The organism is Citrobacter sp. Ce006, from assembly GCF_030336535.1.
Lineage (GTDB): Bacteria > Pseudomonadota > Gammaproteobacteria > Enterobacterales > Enterobacteriaceae > Citrobacter > Citrobacter europaeus.
In genome coordinates, this window is record NZ_JAOWDO010000071.1 from 223841 (window position 1) to 246589 (window position 22749).

General features: G+C 48.4%; 16 protein-coding genes and 1 pseudogene. 9 read left to right on the top strand and 8 right to left on the bottom strand.

Annotated elements, in window-relative coordinates; translation table 11 throughout:
• Positions 1-114: 114 nt before the first annotated feature.
• The gene (gene nhaC / locus OGV94_RS14320; protein WP_286523613.1) at positions 115-1575 is read right to left on the bottom strand and encodes a Na+/H+ antiporter NhaC; all 1461 of its coding nucleotides are present in this window, start codon (positions 1573-1575) and stop codon (positions 115-117) included.
• A gap of 193 nt (positions 1576-1768) precedes the next feature.
• Positions 1769-2707: a transcriptional regulator MelR gene (gene melR, locus OGV94_RS14325; RefSeq protein ID WP_043017272.1), complete on the bottom strand. Its 939-nt coding sequence runs from the start codon at positions 2705-2707 to the stop codon at positions 1769-1771.
• Between the two features lie 556 nt (positions 2708-3263).
• Here melR and OGV94_RS14330 point away from each other — a divergent pair.
• The 4 genes from OGV94_RS14330 (at position 3264) to OGV94_RS14345 (ending at position 7839) form a co-directional block, all read left to right on the top strand.
• Complete coding sequence (locus OGV94_RS14330) at positions 3264-4601, top strand: MFS transporter (protein ID WP_043017271.1); 1338 nt, start codon at positions 3264-3266, stop codon at positions 4599-4601.
• Between the two features lie 43 nt (positions 4602-4644).
• Positions 4645-5385: a glucosamine-6-phosphate deaminase gene (locus OGV94_RS14335; protein ID WP_286523615.1), complete on the top strand. Its 741-nt coding sequence runs from the start codon at positions 4645-4647 to the stop codon at positions 5383-5385.
• Positions 5386-5395: 10 nt separating this feature from the next.
• Complete coding sequence (locus tag OGV94_RS14340) at positions 5396-6424, top strand: N-acetylglucosamine-6-phosphate deacetylase (protein WP_043017269.1); 1029 nt, start codon at positions 5396-5398, stop codon at positions 6422-6424.
• Between the two features lie 239 nt (positions 6425-6663).
• Entirely contained in the window at positions 6664-7839 is a 1176-nt protein-coding gene (locus tag OGV94_RS14345) for an ROK family transcriptional regulator (RefSeq protein WP_043017268.1), read from the top strand.
• A 12-nt stretch (positions 7840-7851) separates the two neighbouring features.
• On the opposite strand, the gene OGV94_RS14350 is transcribed toward OGV94_RS14345, so the two are convergent.
• Positions 7852-8106 carry a hypothetical protein gene (locus tag OGV94_RS14350; RefSeq protein WP_080626207.1) on the bottom strand — a complete coding sequence of 85 codons (255 nt, stop codon included), beginning with the start codon at positions 8104-8106 and terminating at the stop codon, positions 7852-7854.
• Between the two features lie 610 nt (positions 8107-8716).
• Here OGV94_RS14350 and evgA point away from each other — a divergent pair.
• Positions 8717-9330 (top strand): annotated as a pseudogene (gene evgA, locus OGV94_RS14355) (acid-sensing system DNA-binding response regulator EvgA).
• A gap of 4 nt (positions 9331-9334) precedes the next feature.
• Positions 9335-12577 carry an ATP-binding protein gene (locus OGV94_RS14360; protein ID WP_080626208.1) on the top strand — a complete coding sequence of 1081 codons (3243 nt, stop codon included), beginning with the start codon at positions 9335-9337 and terminating at the stop codon, positions 12575-12577.
• A gap of 74 nt (positions 12578-12651) precedes the next feature.
• Here the strand turns inward: OGV94_RS14360 and OGV94_RS14365 are convergent, their stop codons facing one another.
• The gene (locus OGV94_RS14365; protein WP_172862294.1) at positions 12652-13278 is read right to left on the bottom strand and encodes a YfdX family protein; all 627 of its coding nucleotides are present in this window, start codon (positions 13276-13278) and stop codon (positions 12652-12654) included.
• A gap of 280 nt (positions 13279-13558) precedes the next feature.
• On the opposite strand from OGV94_RS14365, the gene OGV94_RS14370 reads away from it, so the two are divergent.
• Positions 13559-14155, top strand: coding sequence for an HdeD family acid-resistance protein (locus tag OGV94_RS14370; RefSeq protein WP_043017263.1), 597 nt, complete (start codon positions 13559-13561; stop codon positions 14153-14155).
• Positions 14155-14502, top strand: a complete 348-nt coding sequence (locus tag OGV94_RS14375; protein WP_043017262.1) for an HdeA/HdeB family chaperone — start codon at positions 14155-14157, stop codon at positions 14500-14502. The genes OGV94_RS14370 and OGV94_RS14375 overlap by 1 nt, the downstream gene beginning before the upstream one ends.
• A gap of 202 nt (positions 14503-14704) precedes the next feature.
• Here the strand turns inward: OGV94_RS14375 and OGV94_RS14380 are convergent, their stop codons facing one another.
• The 4 genes from OGV94_RS14380 to OGV94_RS14395 form a co-directional block, all read right to left on the bottom strand.
• A complete protein-coding gene (locus OGV94_RS14380) occupies positions 14705-17821 on the bottom strand; it encodes an efflux RND transporter permease subunit (RefSeq protein WP_172862292.1) in 3117 nt (1038 codons plus the stop codon).
• A 28-nt stretch (positions 17822-17849) separates the two neighbouring features.
• Positions 17850-19007: an efflux RND transporter periplasmic adaptor subunit gene (locus OGV94_RS14385; RefSeq protein WP_172862291.1), complete on the bottom strand. Its 1158-nt coding sequence runs from the start codon at positions 19005-19007 to the stop codon at positions 17850-17852.
• A gap of 279 nt (positions 19008-19286) precedes the next feature.
• Positions 19287-19853 carry a Slp family lipoprotein gene (locus OGV94_RS14390; RefSeq protein WP_047409353.1) on the bottom strand — a complete coding sequence of 189 codons (567 nt, stop codon included), beginning with the start codon at positions 19851-19853 and terminating at the stop codon, positions 19287-19289.
• Positions 19854-20095: 242 nt separating this feature from the next.
• Positions 20096-20950 (bottom strand): MurR/RpiR family transcriptional regulator, encoded by an 855-nt coding sequence (locus OGV94_RS14395; RefSeq protein WP_043017258.1) that lies wholly within the window; start codon positions 20948-20950, stop codon positions 20096-20098.
• A gap of 293 nt (positions 20951-21243) precedes the next feature.
• Here OGV94_RS14395 and OGV94_RS14400 point away from each other — a divergent pair, with 293 nt between their 5' ends.
• Positions 21244-22749: a CoA-acylating methylmalonate-semialdehyde dehydrogenase gene (locus OGV94_RS14400; RefSeq protein ID WP_087050862.1), complete on the top strand. Its 1506-nt coding sequence runs from the start codon at positions 21244-21246 to the stop codon at positions 22747-22749.

The following is a 22749-nucleotide window of genomic DNA, read 5'->3' on the forward strand; positions in this document are numbered from 1 at the left end:
CCTGGAAAGTCTCTGAAAATAATTTAAGCAACGCAATACAGCGAAGAATGTTTATGTATATCTAATAGATATAGTAATTAACCCTGGTGGTGGTTAATTTTAGCGATTAATAACCTATGACTTTTGCTCCACCATATGCTCTGTAGATTCGTTGGGTTCATATTTAGCAATGCCAATACCGGTTGCTGCCCACAACAAAGCAAAGATAACCCCGCTGTAACAGAGGATTGCCCATGGCAAATAATCAAGCGTTGCCACGCCCAGCATCGTGGCGCAATAAACACCTGAGGCAGACCAGGGAATAATCGGTTCGACAACGGTTCCGGCATCTTCGGTAGTACGCGAAAGATTCTTTGTCGCAAGCCCTCGTTTTTTGTACTCCTCTTTAAAGGCATCACCACACAGCAGCAATGGCAAGGTCCCATTTGCCGTGCAGGCACAAATGGTGACCGTCGTTACAATTGTGGTAGCCACCAGGCGAAATGTGGATTTCACGCCTTTAGTAAGCGCGTTTATCACGGTGTGTAGAGAGCCTGTCGCACTCATTGCTCCGGCAAAGCTGAAGGCGCTGAAAACGGTAACGAAGCTGCTAAACATTGAAATGGCGCCGCCGCGTTCCAGTAAGCGAGAAACATCGGAAGACGGTGTTGGCAGATTGTCTCCGGTGAGCATCGCGAGCTTAAAGCCGCTGACCACGGATTCACCGACCGAAGATGCGGTAAATTGCTGAAAGACTAATGCCAGAATCATTGAGACGATTGTGGATAAAAAGAGCATCGGGATTGGTGGTCTTTTTGATAGTGAGCCATACAAAACGATGATCGGCGGCAGCAGTAGCAGAATGTTGAAGTGATAAATCTGACCGATAGAGTTCATCAGGCTGGTTATATTTGCCGGCGCGCTGGACGAAGCATCAATGCCCATGCCCATATAGCTGTAAACAACGCAGCAAACAATAAAGCCCGGGCCGGTGGTCCACAGCAGATGGCCGATATGTGAGTACAGGTTTACCCCGGCAGCCAGCGCCGCCATGTTGGTTGAATCAGAAACCGGCGAGAGCTTATCACCAAACCAGCAGCCGGAGACAATAGCGCCAGCAGCAATCGGCAGCGAAACATTCAGGCCAATTGCTACGCCAATCATGGCAATCCCGACGGTGCCGATGGATCCCCAGGAAGTGCCGGTACATACTGAGATCAACGCTCCCAGCATAAATGCTGAAATATAGAAAAACTGCGGATTAATCCATTTCAGACCATAATAAATCATCATTGGAATAGTGCCTGACACCATCCAAGCGCCAATTAAGAAACCGATACTGGCAACAATTAATATAACAGGCAGCGCTTCAGATATTTTATTACAAATAGATTGTAGAATGTCATCCCACGTGTAGCCGTGCGCGATGGCGATAAACGAGGCGGTTGCCGTTCCCATCAGGATCATGGGTTCAGCACGAATATTAAAGATAAAATACCCGATGCTAATTCCGCCCAACATGACAACCATCGGTAAAACTGACCAAAAGAAAGACAATGGCTTTCTGTTGTTAGCGGTGCAGCTATTTAATTCCATAATTCCATCCCAATCGTTAATGGTTGAACACGTCAAATAAATACCTGCTACAGGTCACTCATGTCTGAGTAACATAGTTGCCAGAGCTCATGGCTGAACCCTATTTTATTAACTGCAGCAGATTATCTGTTTTGACCTGCTATTCTGGTGCTTATATTTTGGTAGTAAGGTAAGAGAGAGTCTGGCGAATAAATTACCCCTCGGCATAAGGTGAATGATTTCGGCGTTGTTGGCTCAGTTTGCGATACTGCTGCGGCGGCATGCCGACGTATTTATGAAACGAGCTGTAAAAACGGCTGCTGGAGCGAAAACCTGCAATCGTCGCGATATCCAAAATTGTTTTATCCGTGTCGCTGAGTAAAGCCCGCACATGGTTGATGCGCATTGCGGTAATGTACTGTTTCATGGTTAGTTGCATCACCCGGTGAAAAATACCCATCGCGTAATTGGGGTTGAGCTTAACGTGTTCGGCAATAGCATCGACCGTGAGTTGTTTGTCGCAATTGGCGGCAATAAACTCCAGCATCTGGCTAACGTAAAATTGTGAATGCCGCGAAATGCTGTTTTTCTGGGTGCGTGACGTCTTGTTACCCAGTACCGGCCGCCAGCCAGCGAGGCTAAATCGCTTGAGCATCAGGGCGATTTCATCAATGGCTAACTGACGAATTTGCTCATTGTCGCTGTTGAGTTCACCCTGCCAACGCTGCACTTCAAATGCGCTCAACTGCTGCGAAACAAGCGAAGTGATCACCATTCCGTGCGTTACGTGGTTAATCAGTTCCCTGTCCAGCGGCCAGGACAAAAACAGATGCATCGGTAAGTTGAAGATGGCCATCTGTTTACAATGCCCGGCATCCGTCAACTGATGAGGTGTGCAGGCCCAGAACAGAGTAATAAATCCCTGTTTGCTCTTCACCACTTCGTCATTGAAAAGGTACTCCACATCGCCATCAAACGGCACATTCACCTCAACCTGACCATGCCAGTGGCTGTAGTTCATGGCCAGCGGCGCCCGCAGCTCGACGTCCATACGCTGATACTCAGAGTAGAGTGCCAGCGGACTTCGCGACTTTTTTTCATAGCTGCGACACATATGTGGGTCGAGCGGCAGCTGCGGGGTACTTTTTGCCATTATGGGTGGGTTCCTGAATAGTGGATCTGACCATGGGTAGCGCCAAAGCATGAACATAGCTTAACTGAAAAAAAACGCCGTTTTCTCTCCATTTTCGCGAAGTTATTCCCAAAAACTCAGATCCTGTGCCTGCCGCTTGCCGATCTGAGTTAACGGGAAAGGGGAGTTATAATCTTAAAAACGGTCAGACATAGGAGGCTTTGTTTTACCTGCCGGATGGCGGCGCTGACGCCTTATCCGGCCAACTAAAGCTTGTAAGCCGTAGCCCTGATAAACGAAGCGTCATCAGGCTGTGCCGATCTCCAGCCCTGTTACAGCCTGTTTTTTGCTCTCATCCTGTCCCCTCAATCATGCGTTTTGGTATCCGATTTTACCCCTTGAACCCTAATCTCATGACCGCTGTCACATTTATAACCTGATTTATGAACGATCATGTTCAAAAATTATTTTTAGAGTGATAACGTCAGATTGTGCGAGGTTGATGTCCGCTTGTTACCCAGCTCATGCAATTTTTTATTGCATGAAAACAATTATTTAAAGAAATTCAGGGGGAGCAATGAGTGAAGCCAATTTAGACAGAGTAAGCCAACTGGATGTCCCGGAAGAACAGGGTGCCAGTAAGAAAACGATCCGCAAAGTTATGTTCGCCAGCATTTCAGGAACCGTTATTGAATGGTATGACTATTCGCTGTATGGAGCTGCTGCTGGACTGGTTATCAATAAACTCTATTTTCCGAATCTTTCGCCAACCATTGCCACGCTGGCCGCTTTTTTAACCTTTGCGGTCGGCTTTGTCTCTCGTCCTTTAGGTGGGGTAATTATTGCCCATATTGGCGATCGTTATGGACGTAAACCGGCCTTGATTTTTGCTGTGGTATTAATGGGCATCGCCACATTGGCGTTGGGACTGTTACCCACGTATCACCATATTGGTATTTGGGCGACAATTGCGCTGGTGGTTATCCGCCTGATGCAGGGATTTGGTTCGGGCGCGGAGCTTGCGGGGGCGCAAACCTTTGTTGCTGAATACGTACCGGTTAAACAGCGTGGTTTTTATACCTCGCTGATTAATGCCTCTACCGGGGTCGCTATTCTTCTTTCATCGCTGGCGTTTTTTCTGGTAACGCAATTGCCGGATGAGGCCTTTATGAGTTGGGGGTGGCGCGTTCCATTCTTGTTCTCCATTGTATTGTTTATTGTGGCTATTTATATCCGTAAACATCTGGATGAAACCCCTGAATATGTAAGATCAATGGAAAAAGCTGAAAGTAATAAGAAAACCCAGTCTGTCCCTATTAAAGCGTTGATCGTTAACAGCCCGAAAAACCTCATCTGCGGCTTCTTCAGCCTGGCAGGCCATCAGGCAAATGGGTATTTGCTCAGCGTTTTTAGTATCAGTTATCTGACTAATACGCTGGGGATGGCGAAATCTGAGGGTTTGATGGCGCTGATGATTGCCGTGACGGTCAATACCATTATGACGCCGATAATGGGAAAAATGGCCGATAAATATGGTACTACCGTGGTCTTCTCTTTTGGCGCGATTTTCCTCGGTGCTTTCGCTTTCCCATTATTTTGGTTTCTTGATAGCGGTAATATCGTGCTGGCAACCATCGGAATGTGTATTGCTTACGGTATAGGGCATGGCGCGACGTCTGGGGCGCAAGGCGCATTCCTTGCGAATCTCTTTCCAACTCAGTACCGCTACTCTGGTATCGCTTTATCACGGGAGCTTAACAGCGTTATTTTTGCCGGTTCGACCCCCGTTATTGCCGCAGCGCTTATCACCTTTGGCGATGGTGAGCCAACTCTTTTAATTTGCTATCTCATGTTTTGCAGTTTGTTGACTTTAGTGGCCGTACAAATGGCAAGGGGATTGAAAGAACATCATTAATGGACGTTCAGGGAATAGCGTAAAATTCACTAATGAGGTAAAGATGAAAATTATCATTGTAGAAAATAAAGATATTTTAGGTCAGAAAGCCGCTGAAGCAGGTATCCTTGCCATGCAACAAGCATTGGCTCAGAAACAACACATTGCCATTATTCTTGCGACCGGTGCCAGCCAATTCCAAATGCTGGAAAATCTCATTCAGGCGGATATTGACTGGTCCCGAGTGACGATTTTCCATCTGGATGAATACATTGGTTTAAGTGACGAGCATCCGGCAAGCTTTCGCCGCTATCTGCGTGAACGCGTAGTTGAAAAACTCCCTACATTGAAGCAGTTTGTCGGCGTTAATGGTTCTGCTGAAGATATCGATCTGGAGATTGACCGTCTGAACAGGTTGATCGGCGCACAGGCTATTGATGTTTGCTTCGCAGGTATTGGTGAAAATGGACATCTGGCCTTTAACGATCCGCCAGCTGATTTTACTACCACTGTTCCCTATTTACAGGTTGCACTGGATGATGCGTGCCGCCAGCAACAGTTAGGCGAAAAATGGTTTAGTTGCATAGAAGAGGTTCCGTCCAGGGCTATTTCAATGAGCATAAGCCAGATTATGTGCGCCCAAGTGCTGATCCTAAGTATCCCTGACAGCCGTAAAGCTCAGGCAGTAAAACAGGCCCTGCAAGGCCCTGTGATAAATACGGTTCCAGCCTCTATTGTTCAGCGTCATCCCGCATGCCAGATATTTCTGGATAATGAATCCGCATCGCTAATGACTGAACGGTAAGGGATGAAAGATGAAAGTCACTCCAGGTTTGTTTGATATACAGGTAAATGGGTTTGCCGGCATTGATTTCAATGATGAAAATATTGATGCCGAGATGCTGGACTCTGCGCTAGAAGCTATGCTGAAAACCGGCGTGACCTGCTGTCTGCCAACGCTGATCACAGCATCTAAAGCTGTATTGATGAAACGCTTTCAGGCGCTCGATAAAGCGGTTGCTAACAGTGAGCTCGGTGCGTTAATGGTTCCGGGATATCATCTGGAAGGACCTTTTCTGAACCCGGCAGACGGATATGCCGGGTGTCACCCTGCGGAAGATATGACGCCACCTGACCCCCAGTTCATTGCTGACCTCGAACACGGCCTTTCAAGACCGATTCTGCTGGTCACCTGCGCCCCTGAATTTGATGAAGGAGGGGAATTTGTGCGAGGGCTAGCGGCAAGGGGAAAACGCGTTGCAGTCGGACACTCCAGTATTGGTCATGCCCAGCTTCAGATAGCAGTCAGTGCAGGTATCAGTTTGTGCACACATCTGGGAAACGGTATTCCTCAGGAATTGGCAAAGTTGGATAACACATTACAGGCGCAATTGAGTTGCGATGCGTTACATGCCAGTTTTATTGCTGATGGATTACATATTCCGCCGTTTGCGCTCAAAAACCTGCTACGGGCGAAAACGGTGCCCCGTTCAATTTTGGTAACGGATGCGATGAGCGCTGCAGCCTGTGAACGCCCGGGGATGTACCCTTTTGCCGGGGCAATGGTCGAACGCGCTGAAGACGGTACGGTTCGCCAGCCAGGGGCAAGCAATTTGGCGGGTTCCAGCCTGACGTTGGACAGGGCGGTGCGTAATCTTGTGACCTGGCAACTTGTCGGCTTTGATGAGGCCGTCGCGATGGCGAGCGTTCACCCCATGCAATTTATGCAAAAAGCCATGGCGCACCACCAGTGTGCAAACCTGGAGAGCAGAATCATTTGGGATGAAAACAATACCGTTATTGAATGCCGCATTGGCACTGCCTTAAGCAGGTGCTTTCATTAAAAAACGGGGCAGCAATGCCCCTGTAACATTCTTACCGTCTTTCCCTTATCTAGTAATATCTCTCAACGTTGTAACTCTTTGTTCCTGCTCATATGAAAAGGTAAATCAGGGTTGATCGATGCGTTGCCTTTCTGGATACTTCGTCAGGTAGCTCTGATGACAACATGTGCCTCTGCAGAGTTACTGTGGGGGAATGCGGCAAACTTCCCGGTCTGAACCCGAAACGTGTTAATAAGAGCATGAATAATAAACGCACAATAGACTTTCTTACCCATTTACCGATTACCCGCGGCTTGCTCAATGATAAGGAACGCGTGTTTCTTGCGGTTCTGAAGGGTGAGGTTAAAACCCGAAGTGAAGCCACGAAACGATTGAAGATTCGTTCAACGACGATCTCTGACTATGTGGCTGAACTTCTGGAGGCTCGCTTGTTAACGGAAGAACCCAGCGAGCATGTCGGACGAGGGAGGCCGTCATTGACGCTTGGCGTCAATGCCAACAGAGTGGTGACGATTGTTTTTCAGGTGATTAGTCAGTCAGTGCACACATTTATGGTCAACCTGGCGGCGCAGATTATTGCACATGAGCATACCGAGGCGCCTCCTGGCAGCGACAATAAGGCTCTGGAAGCTATTTTTCGTCATCTTTATAACGACATTATTGCCAGGCGACCTGAAGATGCAGAAATAGCAGGCATTGTCTTTTCGCTGGGTGGGGTTTTTGATCGGACCACGAATCGCTGGATCCACACCTCTCGCTGGCCCAGGATGCACAACCTGGATATCAGCGCTGTTTTTCCAAAAGAAAGCGACTCAATCACGCTTTCACGCACGCTGGACAATGAGCTATTGATTCATCTGCTCCAGCAAGATGAAAGTACATTGCTGTTACACTGGGGATACGGTGTTGGTTTTGCGTTTGGTCAGTCCGGGGACAATATTGTCGAAGGGGGGTATGCTTTTGGCGAAATTGGTCACTGGCATATCTCAGGACAAAATGCACCTTGCCACTGTGGACAAAAAGGGTGTCTGGAAACGGTTGCAGCGCTGTGGTCAATCGGACACGAAGTGCTCGGAAAAGAGTTTCAGGCGGGTGATGATGAAGAGAATATTGCTACTCTTCTGGCATCAAAGGATCTGGCAGATAACCCAGCAATACAGCAAGCGATTGATCAGATGACAACCGCAGCTTCAAACGTTTGTCGCGTATTCTTTCCTAAAAAGCTGATTGTTTCTGGCCCTTTCGTTAAAAATACCGGTATTTGGCAAGCGTTTTGCGCAGGGTTTGAGCAACAAAACAGCTTCTTTGGGCAGACGATCCAGCAATTGTCCGTTAGTCAGGTTAGCCGCGATCTCGGTGTCTACGGTGCGGCGATACCCATACTCGAACAAGGGCTCGCAAAGCTGTTACAGTGAAGACGCATTTCTTCATGGCCCGATCTGAATTTGCTCGAGAATTGTGCGGAGTAGCTGAATAGCGCGCCAGATGTCATCCTCTGTGTCACCATCCCACTCAGGAATGGTGACCAGTTCGGATTTAAACTGTTTCATCAGGATGTGCGCATCAGCAATCTCATCCCGACCGCAGCCCGTAGCAATGCGCGATATCGATTCTGCGGACAGGCTGGAGTAAGGGGTGAACTCCTCACGCTCTGCGCTGATAAGCTTTTGTATTTTTCGCATGATACGTACGTGCCCAGAGTCTCTAAATCAATCGCTTAATTGAATTTTCCAGAGAAAATAACACAGGGGGTTTTAAACCGCAAAAATGAGAGGGTTTGTTGTTTTTATTTGCTATAACAGGAAAAACATAAATAACTTTATTTTTATGGCGATATATATTTTTATATGGTTTAACACTTCGCTGTTTAATGGTCTGGCTTGTTGACAAATTCCCATGCGGTTTAATTTCCCGGGATAAACCTTGTAAAATAGAAGAATATACGGCACGTAGTCCACTCTGTGATTTTTTTATACTCAGCGTACTGATTATTTTAACTTTTTCATTAAAAATGAGCCGTGATACATGAAAGGTTTGTCCTACATGTGTAGGAATATTCTCTTTGCTGCGTGTTAATGATTTGATGTTCACTAAGTATCAAAGTTTAAATTTTGTAAACCAAAATGTTATTTTCATGATTTATTCACTTGAATTATGAAAAAATCATAAAATAAGCGCATGGCTATGTTAGAATTTGCGTCCTGAGTCTAATGATATATAAATCAATAATATTGCAGACTCACCTGCTCTATAGCCATCGCCTCTCTTTATTTATCGGGATTCTTAAACGCAATGAACGCGATAATCGTTGACGATCACCCATTGGCTCGCATAGCCATCCGCAACTTACTCGATACAAATGGTATTACCGTAACCACCGAGCTCGACTGCGGGGATCACGTGGTTCAAACCGTTGAAAAAACGAAACCGGAACTGCTGATTGTTGATGTGGATATACCGGGTATTAGCGGCATCGAAGTGCTGGAGCAGTTGAGAAAGCGGCACTATGCTGGTGTAATCATTATCATTTCAGCTAAAAATGAATATTTTTACGGTAAACGTAGCGCCGAATATGGTGCCAACGGATTTGTGAGTAAAAAAGAAGGTATGAATAATATTCTTGCCGCCATTGAAGCCGCTAAAAATGGTTACAGCTATTTCCCCTTTTCCCTTGAGCATTTTACGGGTTCATCTGTCAGCGAGCAGGATAAGCTTGATACATTGTCGACCCAGGAAATGAGAGTGTTGCGTTATATTCTCAACGGTATGGATTACAGCACAATTGCCAGCAAAATGAACATCAGCAATAAAACCGTAAGTACCTATAAAGTCGTTTGATGGAGAAATTAGATTGCTCATCATTAATGGAAATATATGATTACGCGCAGAGAAATAAAATAGGATAGAGTAATGCTGGAACGCTTGTTTATTTTTTTGATGGTCATATTTACCATCGGGGTGTCTACGGATGTAAGCTCTGCCCGGCAAGTTGAGCTGAAAAGTAACTATAGTACCTCTGTACAAAATATCAGTCTGAACAGGGAAGAAACGAACTGGTTAGCGCATAAAAAAACCTTGGTTGTTGGCACCTGGTTACCGGAAGTCTCCCCCATTGTTTACCAAAATAGTGGGGAATATTACCGGGGAGTCAATGCGGATTATCTTGCGCTAATGCAAAAGAATCTCAATCTAAAAATTGTTATAAAGCAGTATGATAATGAGCAAGAAGCACTGGCCGCGCTCGCCAGTAACGATGTCGATACGCTGATAACCCAGCTTTCAAGGCGCCAGGATGTCGGCGGGAATTTATTGCGCACTTCGGCATTGCTGACAACGTGGCCGACGCTTGTGACCTCGCTAAAAAACACCATGCTGCCGCTGACCACGGACCATCAGGTTAGCGTCGCGTGTGTGCGTGATTGTCCTTTCCTTGATGTTATCCAGGATGCTTTTCCTGATGCTAAAGTCTCATTTTACGATGACGAATATCAGGCCATGGCGTCGGTTGTGAATGGTGATAGCCAATATTACATTGGTAACAATATCACCAGCAGTCATTGTATCTCCCGATATTTTTCACAATCACTGGTTATTACGCACTACTTTGATAAACAAGAGCAATATAATTATTTTGTGGTTAAGGAAGAACAGCCGGTATTAAGAAACATTCTTGATGGTTTCATTACATCAATCAGCAATGAAATTCATATGCAGGTCATGCAGAACTGGCTGAACCGCGGCAACCTGGCCTATCTGAATGCGCCGATTCCATTCACCGATCGGGAGAAAGCGTGGCTGAAGAAAAAACATACTATTCGTATTTTGATCAATCCAGATTACCCGCCCTATACGCTTGTTGATCGCAGTGGTGAATTACGCGGTATCCTTGGCGATTTGCTGAATATTATTCATCTGCAAACGGGGCTTGATTTTGAACCCGTTTTAGCTGATTCGAAAAGTGAACAGATGAAAAAAATAAGCGGCGAACAATGGGATATGTATCCCACCATCACCCTGACTAATCAAAATCAGCGTAATTCGACCTTTAGCGATCCGCTGATGAATGTCGCATTTGTGATTATCACTTCCCGCGAGGAAACGGCCGACTCGCTACTGAATAAACCGATCCGTATTGCGTTGCCCGCTGGACATGTGTTGGAAAGTGACCTGAGACAACGCTACCCCAAGGCCACTTGGGTGGATGCCGATACTGGTAGCGTCGCGATGACTATGCTCAGGGATGGCAAGGTTGACTCGGCAATCGCTACCGAATTGTCGGCAAGGTACATGGTCGATCATGACTACCAGAAAAATATGCACTTTTTTAGGCTTCCTGATATGCCGGGTGCCTCGGTAAGTTTTGCGGTCTCTCCTCACGAGCCCATGTTGAAGTCCGTAATGGATAAAGCGCTGCAGGCCATACCGCCACGTGAAATTTTGCAGATGACGGAGAAGTGGTCGAAAATTTCCAATACGCAGGTCGATATCTGGAGCCGATATAGCAAACAGTTCTATCAACTGGTGGTGTTTGCGCTGCTGCTGATAGCGATTAGCCTGATCTGGGGGATCTCACTTTCGCGTGAGGTCAATAAAAGAAAGCAATCGCAGCGTCTGCTGGAAGAGCAACTCCATCTTAAAGAAGCATTGTCTCAAGAGCTGGAGATCGAAAAGAACAAAGCAATTGAAGCGACCAAGGCCAAAAGTCGTTTTCTTGCGAGCATGAGCCATGAATTACGTACCCCTGTAAGCTCAATTGTGGGTTTTCTGGAATTACTGTCGAGTTCAGAACTCAGTCCGGCGCAGCGAAAGGAGGCGATTGCCCTTACCGGGGCGACGGCCCAGTCATTACTTGGGCTGATTGGTAAGATTCTGGACGTGGATAAGATTGAGTCTGGTAAATACCAGGTTGTTCCTCAATGGACGGATCTCTCGCAGCTCATTGAATTGCAGTGTCACTCTTTCGATGCTTTAGCCAGACAGAAAGGCATTACGCTTGCCTGCGTTAGCCAGTTGCCGGCGAACGAGCGGGTCTTTGTCGATCAGCAGGCTTTACGGCAAATTCTCACCAATCTGGTGGGTAATGCGCTGAAGTTTACCGAGCAGGGCAGTATTCACGTGACGGCCCGTTTGACGCCTGACGAGGAGAATCACGGCAACCTGACCATCGCTATTAGCGATACCGGTTGTGGGATTAGTGAAGAGGAGCAGGCTGGGCTATTTCATCGTTATGCTCAGGGGCGCAGCGGGCGTCAACAAACGGGTTCCGGTCTGGGGTTATTTATCTGCAAAGAGCTGGTGACGCTGATGGGCGGTACGCTTGAACTGATGAGCGTCCCGTCGCAAGGAACCACGTTTACCATCACGTTGCCGGTTGAGACTGCCCGACAGTCAGTTGTTCCGGATGGCGACACGCCAGGCGCTCTGTTGCCGCTACCGTGCCTGTCTATTTTAATAGCAGATGATAACCCGACCAATCGTCTGCTGCTTAAGCGACAGTTGAACGCCATTGGTTACAGCGTGGATGAAGCGTGTGATGGCGAGGAGGCCGAAGCCAAACTGGTTAAAAAATCATACGACCTGTTGATAACCGATGTGAATATGCCGAAGAAGGACGGGTTTGATCTCGCGGCTTCATTGCGTCGTCAGCAGCCTCATTTACAAATATGGGGGCTAACGGCCAGCGCGCTCCCGCAGTCACGCGATCGGTGTCTGCAAAATGGGATGAATTTGTGTCTATTTAAGCCCGTGTCGATTAAGACGCTGACGCATGAACTGAGCAAAATCGAAACCGGTTATTCGTCTCCTTGTTCGATCCGACATCTGAAATTCAATGTTCTGACGGAAAATACCGGCGGCGATCGTGCATTAATGAATGAGATACTCGAAACATTTCGCGAGGCAACGCTCAGCGATTTACAGGCGGCCGGAAAAGCCGTTTTGCAAGATGAACCTCAGCTGTTTTTGCGGGCTCTTCACCGGTTGCATGGTTCGGCGCAAATTCTGGGTATTACTGCTCTTCAGACGCTGTGTGAACCTTTTGAATCTATGCGACATGACTGTCTTCCTTTGGCTGTACGCCAGGAAGCATTACAGAAGATTGTTGCGGTCATGCGGGAAATTGAGATTGAGATCGACAGTCTGATTAGCCATTAACCCCCCCGATCGGGTAGCCGTAGCTGCCCGATCGGGAGAGAAAGTCCTGGTTCAACACTCCGTAGTGCTGAGTATTACTGGCCTGCGCCCAGCATCTCGCTATCGATAACAATGCCTTCTTCAGCACCCTTTAACACAAGGTTTGCCTCATAGTATTTACCAGAAGACAGCAGTTTTTGTGCGCTGGCAACGGCTTTACGAGTCTGATTTAAAGGCATCAGGTATTGAGTCTGAAGTACGTTGATACCCGCCAGCTGTAAGGTATCCACCGCACCTTTCCAGTCGCCTTTGGCCATTTTACCATTCGCTGTATTGATAGCGGATTCTTTGGCCGGAGTGGCAATGTAGTCTTCTGACAGCGCGACAGTCGCGTTAATAATCACGTACTGATCGTCAATCATTTTGGCTTTAGGCGCAGTTTTTACAAATTTCGCCCAATCTTTGCTGTCGCCTGCCAGCAGGGAAGCGGCATCGTCGGTTAATTTTTTAGCACTGTCAGGCTGTCCATGAAACAGGGCCAGACGAGCAAGCTGAATATCACGCATCGCATTTGCACCTTGCACCGCGACCTGCATAATATCGGCAGCTTCTTTTTGTACATTGGCTGTAGCGGTTTGTGCCGGAGTGGTAGTGGTCGCTGCCAGTACCGGAGCTGAACCCATCATGGTTGCAAGCAGACCCGCAAGAATAATCTTTTTCATTACTTTCTCCTGAATAAAGTTGGCATATGTCACCAAACGAAATAAGCATATTAAATAAATTAAAAGAGTGGAATCAGAGCCAGGAAAGAATAATGAGCGTTTAATCCTACAGGTGTCAGACGTCTGACGCGTGTAGGATTATACGGATAACGGCATTCCTTTTATCTTATATACGAACGCTGAGTGAAAGTCTTATCATTTCATTGTAAGTAATATGTATTAAGTGAGAATTACTCTTTAATTAACAGGTTACATTGCGTTTCTATGTAACGGAGGATGTATGTTTGTTTTTAATCAGCGTAGCCTGAAAGCATTTAATGAAAAAACACTAACTCATTATAAGAGACACGCCACAATCATGGCGGTGCTGTTGTTGGTTTGTGGCATCTGCTGCTTAATCTATCCAATCGCTGCGGGTGTTTACTTAAGCTACGCAACAGGTTTTATGTTTCTGGTGTGTGGTTTCTATTCTATCTATAGCTTGTTTAGCTCTGGTAAAAAGCAGTTGAAAGCCAAATTTACCTATGCCTTTTTTGCTATCGCGTGGTTACTGCTGGGATACTGTTTCCTCGAGAATCCTGTGATAGGCATGAATTCATTGGCAATGGTTTTTTGCTGCCTGTTTATTCTTGGCGGTATTTTTCGTGTTGCTTCCGGTGTCAAAATGTTCCGCAGTCCGGGTTATGGATGGAATATTTTCATTGGTATTTTTGATCTGCTCATTGCAGCCGTGTGGCTGAATATGGATCCCGACAGGTCATATGTGTTTACCTCAATATTTATTGGCGTTGAGATGATCTTTAGTTCTTTAGCTTTTATCAGTCTGCGTAGAAATACGACGTTGGTAGAAACTGATAAACTCGCCGATAAAAATTAATGCTACCTCTGGAGTGCATTGTGAATATTAAATTGGTTGTTTCTGCAGTTATTCTTATGACTTCTGTTATGGCGCCGATGAGCCGTGCTTTTGCTACGCAGGCAACGGAAGCTGCGCCACAGGATATGACCTGTAAAGAATTCGTTGATATGAGTCAGCAATACAAGACGGCAATTGCCTTTGTGATTGTTAATAAAAATTCGGACTTTAAAGGTGATGATTATGTTCCACTGCATCAGGTGGAAACGGAAGCTGTACCGAAAATGGTTAAAATGTGTCATCAGCATCCGAATATAAAACTGGGTGAACTGGCTGTAAATCTGAAAGGTTCCGGTCTGCACTATTAATTAACCGTTTTGATAGCCTGGCATTAGTTAGAATTGACAACCTCTGTACCTACCCCAGTTGTTCCCCTACAAGAAAATACCCGTGTAATGTTTACCTTGCTAGCCACGAGAAACTCGCTGGATAGCAAGGCCCGCTAATGACCGTAGATCTGACAAACAAAGTCCTATCCCTGGGATAAGATCCCAGGGATAGGACAACGAGTCAGCGTCGGGCTTTAAATCGCGCCAGCATATTTTCAACGAGAACAAAGAATAGCGGGACAAAATAGATAGCCAGCACGGTTGCGGCCAACATCCCACCGATAACCCCCGTACCGACGGCATTTTGCGCGCCAGAGCCTGCGCCGTCGCTTATTGCCAATGGAATAACCCCCAGGATGAAAGCCAGTGAGGTCATTAAAATAGGACGTAAGCGCATTTGCGCGGCCTCCACCGCGGCTTCAAGCGGTGCTTTTCCTTCGTTTTGCATAATCTCGACGGCGAACTCGACGATCAGAATGGCGTTTTTAGCCGACAGCCCCATGGTGGTGAGTAGCCCGACCTGGAAGTAAACATCATTGCTCAGACCGCGCAGATCGGTAGCCAGCAAAGCGCCGACCACCCCGATTGGCACAACCAGCATCACCGAGAAGGGTATTGACCAGCTTTCATACAGCGCCGCCAGTGCCAGAAACACGACGATCAGCGAAATGCCGTACAGCATTGGCGCCTGGTTTGTGGACAGTGCTTCCTGATAAGACAGACCTGTCCAGGCATAGCCAACGCCTGCGGGCAGTTTATTAATCAGCGACGCCATAAATTTCATTGCATCGCCGCTGCTTTTTCCTTCGACCGGCTGGCCCAGAATTTCCATTGCAGGCTGACCATTGTAGCGTTCAAGGCGGGGGGAGCCGTAGGTCCACTCGGTGGATGAGTAAGCGGAAAGCGGCGTCATTGCGCCAGAGGCATTACGTACGTACCAGTGATTGATATTGTCCGGCAACATACGAAACGGCGTATCGGCCTGTACATACACTTTTTTAACGCGCCCCTGGTTCAGGAAGTCATTGACATAGCGGCTACCAAACGCGGTGGAGATGGTCTGATTGATATCCGATAACGCAACGCCCATGGCTTCTGCCTTCCTGGCGTTGACGTGAATGCGGAACATCGGCGTATCTTCCAGACCGTTCGGACGCACCCCGTCAACCTCTCCTGACGACTGGCTGGCCAGCGCCAGAAGCTCGTTTCGGGCCTGCATCATTTTTTCATGCCCAAGGTTACCGTTATCCAGCAGCTCCATATCAAAGCCTGAAGCGGTCCCCAGTTCCGCGACTGCGGGTAAATTAAACGGATAAACGACGGCGTTATTAATGGTGCTTAAGGCCATCATCGCCCGTCGAATAATGGCGGTAACCGAGTTTTCCTCGCCAACGCGTTCTGACCAGGGCTTCAGGCTGATAAACGCCAGACCGTTGTTTTGCCCCTGACCGCTGAAGCCAAATCCGCCGACGGTGAAAACCGAAGCGACGTTTTTCTGTTCTTTCGTCAGATAGTAATCCGTTATTTCTCCGAGCACTTTGCTGGTGTTCACCATCGTTGAGCCGGAAGGTAATTGCGCCGTGGTCATGAATACCCCCTGGTCTTCTTCTGGCAAAAATGAGGTCGGGGTGCGTGAAAACAGCACGATCATGCCCGCGCCAATCACCAAATACACGACCATGTAACGGCCCGTGCAACGGAGAAGTTTACGGGTGCTGTCCGTGTAGTGCTGAGTACATTTCTCCATGAAGTGATTGAAACGGGTAAACAGAAAATGTGTGTTTGCTTTTTCTCCCTCATGGGATTTCAACAGCATGGCGCAAAGTGCAGGCGTCAGGCTCATCGCCACAAACACCGACAGCAGCATCGAGGAGATTAAGGTGATAGAAAACTGGCGGAAAATCTCCCCCGTCGCTCCGCTCATAAATGCCATCGGCATAAATACAGCGGATAACACAACGGCAATACCGATCAGCGCTCTCTGGAGCTGGCCCATCGCTTTATGCGTCGCCGCTTTTGGTGACAAATGTTCTTCGGCAATAATGCGTTCTACGTTCTCAACCACCACGATAGCATCATCGACTAACAACCCTATCGCCAGCACCATGCCAAACATCGTGAGTGTATTAATCGAAAAACCGGCGACGTCGAGTATTGCAAAGGTGCCGAGGATAACTACCGGAACGGCGATTGTGGGGATAAGTGTTGCACGAAAACTCTGCAAAAACAGGTACATGACTAGGAATACCAGAGTGATTGCCTCGATCAATGTATGAAAAACGCCCTGAATCGAAATCTCGATAAACGGCGTGGTGTCATAGGGATAAACGGTTTTCATACTGGGCGGAAACCAGGCCGATAATCTGTTCAGCTCTTGTTTGACCGCCTGGGACGTTTCCAGGGCATTGGCGCCAGCGGCAAGTTTAATCGCAATCCCGGCGGCGGGTTTGCCGTTGTAACGTGCAACCGTGGCATAATTTTCCGCACCCAGTTCAATTCGTGCGACATCGCGCAGCAGAACCTGGGAGCCGTCTTGCTGGACTTTGAGGAAGATCTGGCCAAATTCATCGGTAGTTTGCAGGCGCGTCTGGACGATGATCGACGCATTTAGCTGCTGATCGGCTGACTGAGGCATGCCCCCCAGTTGCCCGCCGGATATCTGATTGTTCTGAACTTTGAGTTGGGTAATAACATCTTGCGGGGTGAGGTTATACTTGTCGAGCTTTTGCGGATCCAACCAGATGCGCATGGCGTATTGCGAACCAAACAACTGTACGCTTCCCACCCCGGCAGTGCGGCTTAGCGGGTCTTTAATATTTGAAGCCACATAGTCGGCAATATCATATTGGCTGAGACTGTTATTATCAGAGATAAAGCCGGCGACCATTAAGATGTTGCTGCTGGATTTATCAACGCTTATCCCTTGCTGCTGTACCTCCTGCGGCAGGGAAGGCATCGCCAGCTGTAATTTATTCTGTACCTGAACCTGCGCAATATCGGGTGACGTACCCGTTTTGAAGGTCAGGATAATCGAGGCATTACCTGCCGCATCGCTGGTGGATGACATATACATCAGGCCATCAAGACCATTCATATTCTGTTCAATCACTTGCGTCACGGAGTCTTCAACGGTCTTTGCGTCTGCCCCTGGGTAAGCGGCGCTGATGGTGATGGTCGGGGGAGCAATTTGTGGATACTGGGCGACAGGCAGGTTCGTTATCGCGATACCGCCCGTAAACATCATGATAATGGCGAGTACCCAGGCGAAAACCGGGCGCTCAATAAAAAAGTTGGCCATGAAGAAAGTGTCCTTAATGCCTGAAATATTACTGTTCAGTTACCGCGTCAGGTGTGTTCAGTTTTGAAGGGAGGACCCGGGCTTTGATTCCCGGACGAATCCTTTGTAGTCCGGACACAATGACCCGATCGCCAGGGCGTAGTCCCGCGGTCACTAGCCATTGATTGCCAACGGCCTTCACGGCGTTTATTTCACGCAGTTGCACCACGTTTTCCGGGTCAAGGATCAGCGCGGTGGCTTTTCCTTGTTCGTTATGCGTAATCCCTTGCTGGGGAACCATCAACACGTTCTGCTGACTGCCTTCGTCCAGCAGCGCCGTGACGTACATGCCGGGTAAAATTTCACCCTCAGGATTGGGAAATACGGCGCGCAGGGTCACCGAACCGGTGGTCTCATCAACGGCGGGATCGGAAAACTCAAGCGTACCGGTATGGCGATAGGGCTTGCCGTTTTCCAGCATCAGTTCAACCGGAATTTTGACTTGTTGTTGGGCGATTTGGCCGTTGGCTTTCTCTTCTTTCAGGCGCAGGAAGTCTTGTACTGACTGGGTTAAATCAACATAAATCGGATCCAACCGTTGAACGGTGACCAGCGCATTTTCCTGATTGGCAGTGACCAGGGCACCCACGGTCACGGAGGATTTACCGCTGATGCCCTCAATTGGCGAGGTGACATTGGCATAGCGCAGGTTGATAGTGGCTTGCTCAAGCTCCGCTTTAGCAACGGCGACATTGGCCTGTGCTTCATTAAGCTGTGAGCGCGTCGTGTCGTAGTCCTGGCGGCTGACGTAATTGGATTTTATTAACGCTGACTGCCGATTTAATGTCAGACGTATGTTATTGGCCGTCGCCATTGCCTTAGCCAGCGCACCTTTGGCTGAATCCAGTCGCGCCTGCAGCGGGGCAGGATCAATTTGATACAGTGATTCTCCTTTGCTGACTTTATCTCCTTCAATAAAGTTGCGCTTTATGATGATCCCCCCAACCTGAGGGCGAATTTCGGCGATCTCAAATGAAACTGCGCGGCCCGGAAGTTCACTTTTAATATTCACTGAGGAGGGCGCTAAGGTAACAACGCCGACCTCGGGCGCCATGGCGGTGGTTTTTACTGCAGGTTTATTATCGCAGGCGGTGATGATGGCGCTACTAAAGAATAATGGTATCAACAGTAAGCATTTTCTGTTCATTGTAATCCCTGAATAATGTGAAAACACAAAGGTTCTTTTATTGCATGCAGGGTGGGGGAATTGTCGGTAAATAACAAAAGATGGTCAGGCATGAGAAGGGTAAAGCCCATTTCTTCGCTAAAGAATTAGCGGTTAAAAATTATATGTAACAGGAAGAATACATGTTAAGCGAAGGATCTCATGAAGCTGGATGGCGCAATTAGATAAACGCGAGTTGATGTGGTGGGCGTTGGTTAGCGCCCGACTCCGGAATATATTAGCGCCATCTTACTACTGGGATTATTTCACTAGCTCCGGAGTTACCTGAGTTACTGTGTTGGCGTAGTAGGGGCCTCCCCACATGGGTTCAGGCCAGAACGCGCCATAGCCGTAATCCCACATATTATAGGTGGTGTTGACAGACTCAGTTAAATGCCAGACCTGAATACCCTGTAAATCAACTTTAACAAAGTTATACGGGACCTTGTTGATGAATCCTGACTCATCTCCTTGAATTGTTCCCAAAATAGTCACGAAATGGTTTCTGTAGTTTACCGGATCGAGAAAACCTTTCTGCTGGGCAAGAATTCGTCCCTGATAGCTCGCGTCTATTTGTGGCTTAGCAGAGTCGTTCAGTGGCAAAACGGCGATTTCCAGTAACGTATCCGTTTTGGTGTTAATCACATTGATGACTTTACCACCAAAGCGGGCCTGTTGACCGGTATATAATCCCGGCTGGTTATGCACGGAGATAAAGTTTTTTTGTATATCAGGTTGATTATTACCTTTGATATTCTCAGGAATGGAAGCACATGATGCCAGGGTGAAAGCAAGGGCAATAATCATCAACCCTTTTGTTTTTTTCATTTTTACTTTCCTGCTAAAAAAAGACAGGCCTATAGTAAACCTTTGCGTATTATTGTCAGCAAACGTGCTGTTGATTATCTAAAATTAATATAATTGTAGCTTATGGTAATAATAGACTGTGTTGTAGCTGGTCGCTGAATGAGGACTATATTTTCAACGACCATAAAAGCAACGCGTGCAATTGCTCTTGCGCCTCACGCTGGGGGTGTTAATAAAGCGGGCGATCAATTTGCTGACCGCTATTACCCGACGGAATGACCGCGTTCATTACTCCCGTCACCCAGACGGTAAGCCAGCGCCACCACTAGCGACTGCACCAGGCACAGCGTTGCTGACTGGGAGCGAAACGCGTCAACCTGTGCCTCCTTCACCACAAAGCAGAGATCGCTGAATGTTGCCAGCGGGCTTATCTGGCTGTCGGTAATGACAATCTGGCGCGCGCCTGCATTGGCCGCGGTTTCGCTGACCATCACCGTTTCTTCCGCATAGGGCGAGAAGCTGATCGACACGACTATATCACGCGCTTTGATGCGGTTAATCTGCTCGCGCAGCATCCCGCCCATTCCATCGAGCAAAATAGGGCGACACTCAAGATGGCTCAGGGCATAGGTGAGATAGGCCGCCACGCTAAACGAACGACGCAGACCGGCGATGTAGATGGTGTCGGCTTCTGCCAGTAATTGTACCGCGCGTTCCAGCATTTCTGGTTCGGCACGGGCTGCCAACTGCTGTAGGGCCTGAGTATTCGAACGGGCGAATTCCTGCAAGATATCGAGCGGCGTTTCCGGCACGGCTTCGCTTTCCATCTCACGGAACAGGCGTGCGCGGTCGCTGTAGCTGGCAGTTTCCTCCACCAGATTCATACGAAACAGCTGTTTCATTTCGTTAAAGCCGGTGAAATCAAAAGCATTGGCAAAGCGGATCAGCGTCGAGGGAGGCACTCCGGCACGTTCGGCAATGACGGCAACCGTATCAAAGGCCACGCTATTTGTATTATCCAGCACATAGCGGGACACCTGCTGCAGCCTTTTGCTCAGGCCATCGTAGCGATCGCGGATCTGCTGCTGCAGCTCGTTCAGGCTGGTTGCTGTCGTCATTTTACCTCCTGTTGCATAGTTTTATGATTCTAAACGCAAAACCGCGTCTTTGAAATGTCACGCATTCATCTGGCCGTAAAAACGAAACAAAAGCTTCAGTCTAATCGCTTGCTGAAACATTCTGCCAGTACACGTTAATCATGCGATTCCGCTTGTTAACATAAAAATCCATCCTTGATCACATTAATCATTATTTATTTTATTTCAACTTAAAATGGAATGTTTGTTTCATATATAGTACACAGATAACGGCGTTCAGGTAACAATCACGTATCAACAGCGAGAGGTTAAGGATGGAGACAGTAGCGAATTTTATTCATGGCGAATGTGTCACCGGTTCAGGCCAGCGCGTTCAGGCGATCTTCAACCCGGCCACCGGCGAGCAGATCCGCCAGGTGGTGATGAGTTCGACACGGGAAACCGAACAGGCCATCGCGGCAGCGCACGACGCATTCCCCGGTTGGGCGCGGCATTCTCCGCTAAAACGTGCGCGAGTGATGTTCCGCTTTAAGGCGCTGCTGGAACAGAACATGGAAAGGTTGGCTCGCATCATCAGCGAAGAGCATGGCAAGGTGTTCTCTGACGCTGTCGGTGAACTGACGCGCGGCCTGGAAGTGGTGGAGTTTGCCTGTGGCATCCCGCATCTGCAAAAGGGCGAACACTCCGCCAACGTAGGTACCGGCGTCGATAGCCACTCTCTGATGCAACCGCTTGGAGTTTGCGTCGGGATCACGCCGTTTAACTTTCCGGCGATGGTGCCGATGTGGATGTTCCCCATCGCGCTGGCAACCGGAAATTCCTTCGTGCTGAAACCCTCCGAAAAAGACCCTTCTCTCGCGCTGGCGCTGGCGAAACTGCTGCAAGAGGCGGGATTACCGGACGGCGTGTTCAACGTGGTACAGGGAGATAAAGAGTCCGTTGACGTGCTGCTTACTGACCCGCGCGTGCAGGCCGTAAGCTTCGTCGGCTCAACGCCGATTGCGGAATATATTTATCAGACGGCCTCGGCTCACGGTAAGCGTTGCCAGGCGTTGGGTGGCGCTAAAAATCACTGTATTTTAATGCCGGATGCTGACATGGATATGGCAACCAACGCCATTATGGGCGCCGCTTACGGCGCGGCGGGTGAACGCTGCATGGCGCTTTCGGTTGTGCTGGCGGTGGGTGATAAAACCGCGGATGAGCTGTGTTCGCGACTGGAAAAACAGATTGCGGCGCTGCGCGTCGGACCGGGGCTTGATCAGACGCCGGAAAACGAAATGGGACCGCTTATCTCCTCGGCGCACCGTAATAAAGTACTCGGATACATCGACAGCGGCGAATCACAGGGGGCCAGCCTGCGTGTGGATGGTCGGCGTTTTAGCGTTAAAGGCCACGAGCAGGGCTATTTTGTCGGGCCAACCCTGTTTGATAACGTCACGCCGGAAATGACCATCTATAAGGAAGAGATTTTCGGGCCGGTTCTTTCTGTGGTGCGTGTAGCCGATTACAACAGCGCGGTGGAACTGATTAACCGCCATGAATATGGTAACGGCACGGCGATTTTCACGCGCGACGGCGGCTGCGCACGTCGCTTCTGCGAAGAGGTGCAGGCGGGCATGGTGGGCGTAAACGTGCCTATTCCGGTGCCGATGGCGTTCCACAGCTTCGGCGGCTGGAAGCGTTCGATTTTTGGCGCGCTCAACGTGCATGGTAACGATGGCGTGCGCTTCTACACCCGCATGAAGACCGTCACCGCACGCTGGCCGGAGATGCTGCAAGACACAGGGGCCGCGTTCTCCATGCCAACGCTGGGCTGA

Coding starts and splice junctions, on each gene's coding strand:
- OGV94_RS14370 (WP_043017263.1), top strand. CDS start 13,559: ATGTTTGTTTTTAATCAGCGTAGCCTGAAAGCATTTAATGAAAAAACA.
- melR (WP_043017272.1), bottom strand. CDS start 2,707: ATGGCAAAAAGTACCCCGCAGCTGCCGCTCGACCCACATATGTGTCGC.
- OGV94_RS14335 (WP_286523615.1), top strand. CDS start 4,645: ATGAAAATTATCATTGTAGAAAATAAAGATATTTTAGGTCAGAAAGCC.
- nhaC (WP_286523613.1), bottom strand. CDS start 1,575: ATGGAATTAAATAGCTGCACCGCTAACAACAGAAAGCCATTGTCTTTC.
- OGV94_RS14350 (WP_080626207.1), bottom strand. CDS start 8,106: ATGCGAAAAATACAAAAGCTTATCAGCGCAGAGCGTGAGGAGTTCACC.
- OGV94_RS14330 (WP_043017271.1), top strand. CDS start 3,264: ATGAGTGAAGCCAATTTAGACAGAGTAAGCCAACTGGATGTCCCGGAA.
- OGV94_RS14360 (WP_080626208.1), top strand. CDS start 9,335: ATGCTGGAACGCTTGTTTATTTTTTTGATGGTCATATTTACCATCGGG.
- OGV94_RS14400 (WP_087050862.1), top strand. CDS start 21,244: ATGGAGACAGTAGCGAATTTTATTCATGGCGAATGTGTCACCGGTTCA.
- OGV94_RS14385 (WP_172862291.1), bottom strand. CDS start 19,007: ATGAACAGAAAATGCTTACTGTTGATACCATTATTCTTTAGTAGCGCC.
- OGV94_RS14345 (WP_043017268.1), top strand. CDS start 6,664: ATGAATAATAAACGCACAATAGACTTTCTTACCCATTTACCGATTACC.
- OGV94_RS14380 (WP_172862292.1), bottom strand. CDS start 17,821: ATGGCCAACTTTTTTATTGAGCGCCCGGTTTTCGCCTGGGTACTCGCC.
- OGV94_RS14365 (WP_172862294.1), bottom strand. CDS start 13,278: ATGAAAAAGATTATTCTTGCGGGTCTGCTTGCAACCATGATGGGTTCA.
- OGV94_RS14375 (WP_043017262.1), top strand. CDS start 14,155: ATGCTACCTCTGGAGTGCATTGTGAATATTAAATTGGTTGTTTCTGCA.
- OGV94_RS14395 (WP_043017258.1), bottom strand. CDS start 20,950: ATGACGACAGCAACCAGCCTGAACGAGCTGCAGCAGCAGATCCGCGAT.
- OGV94_RS14340 (WP_043017269.1), top strand. CDS start 5,396: ATGAAAGTCACTCCAGGTTTGTTTGATATACAGGTAAATGGGTTTGCC.
- OGV94_RS14390 (WP_047409353.1), bottom strand. CDS start 19,853: ATGAAAAAAACAAAAGGGTTGATGATTATTGCCCTTGCTTTCACCCTG.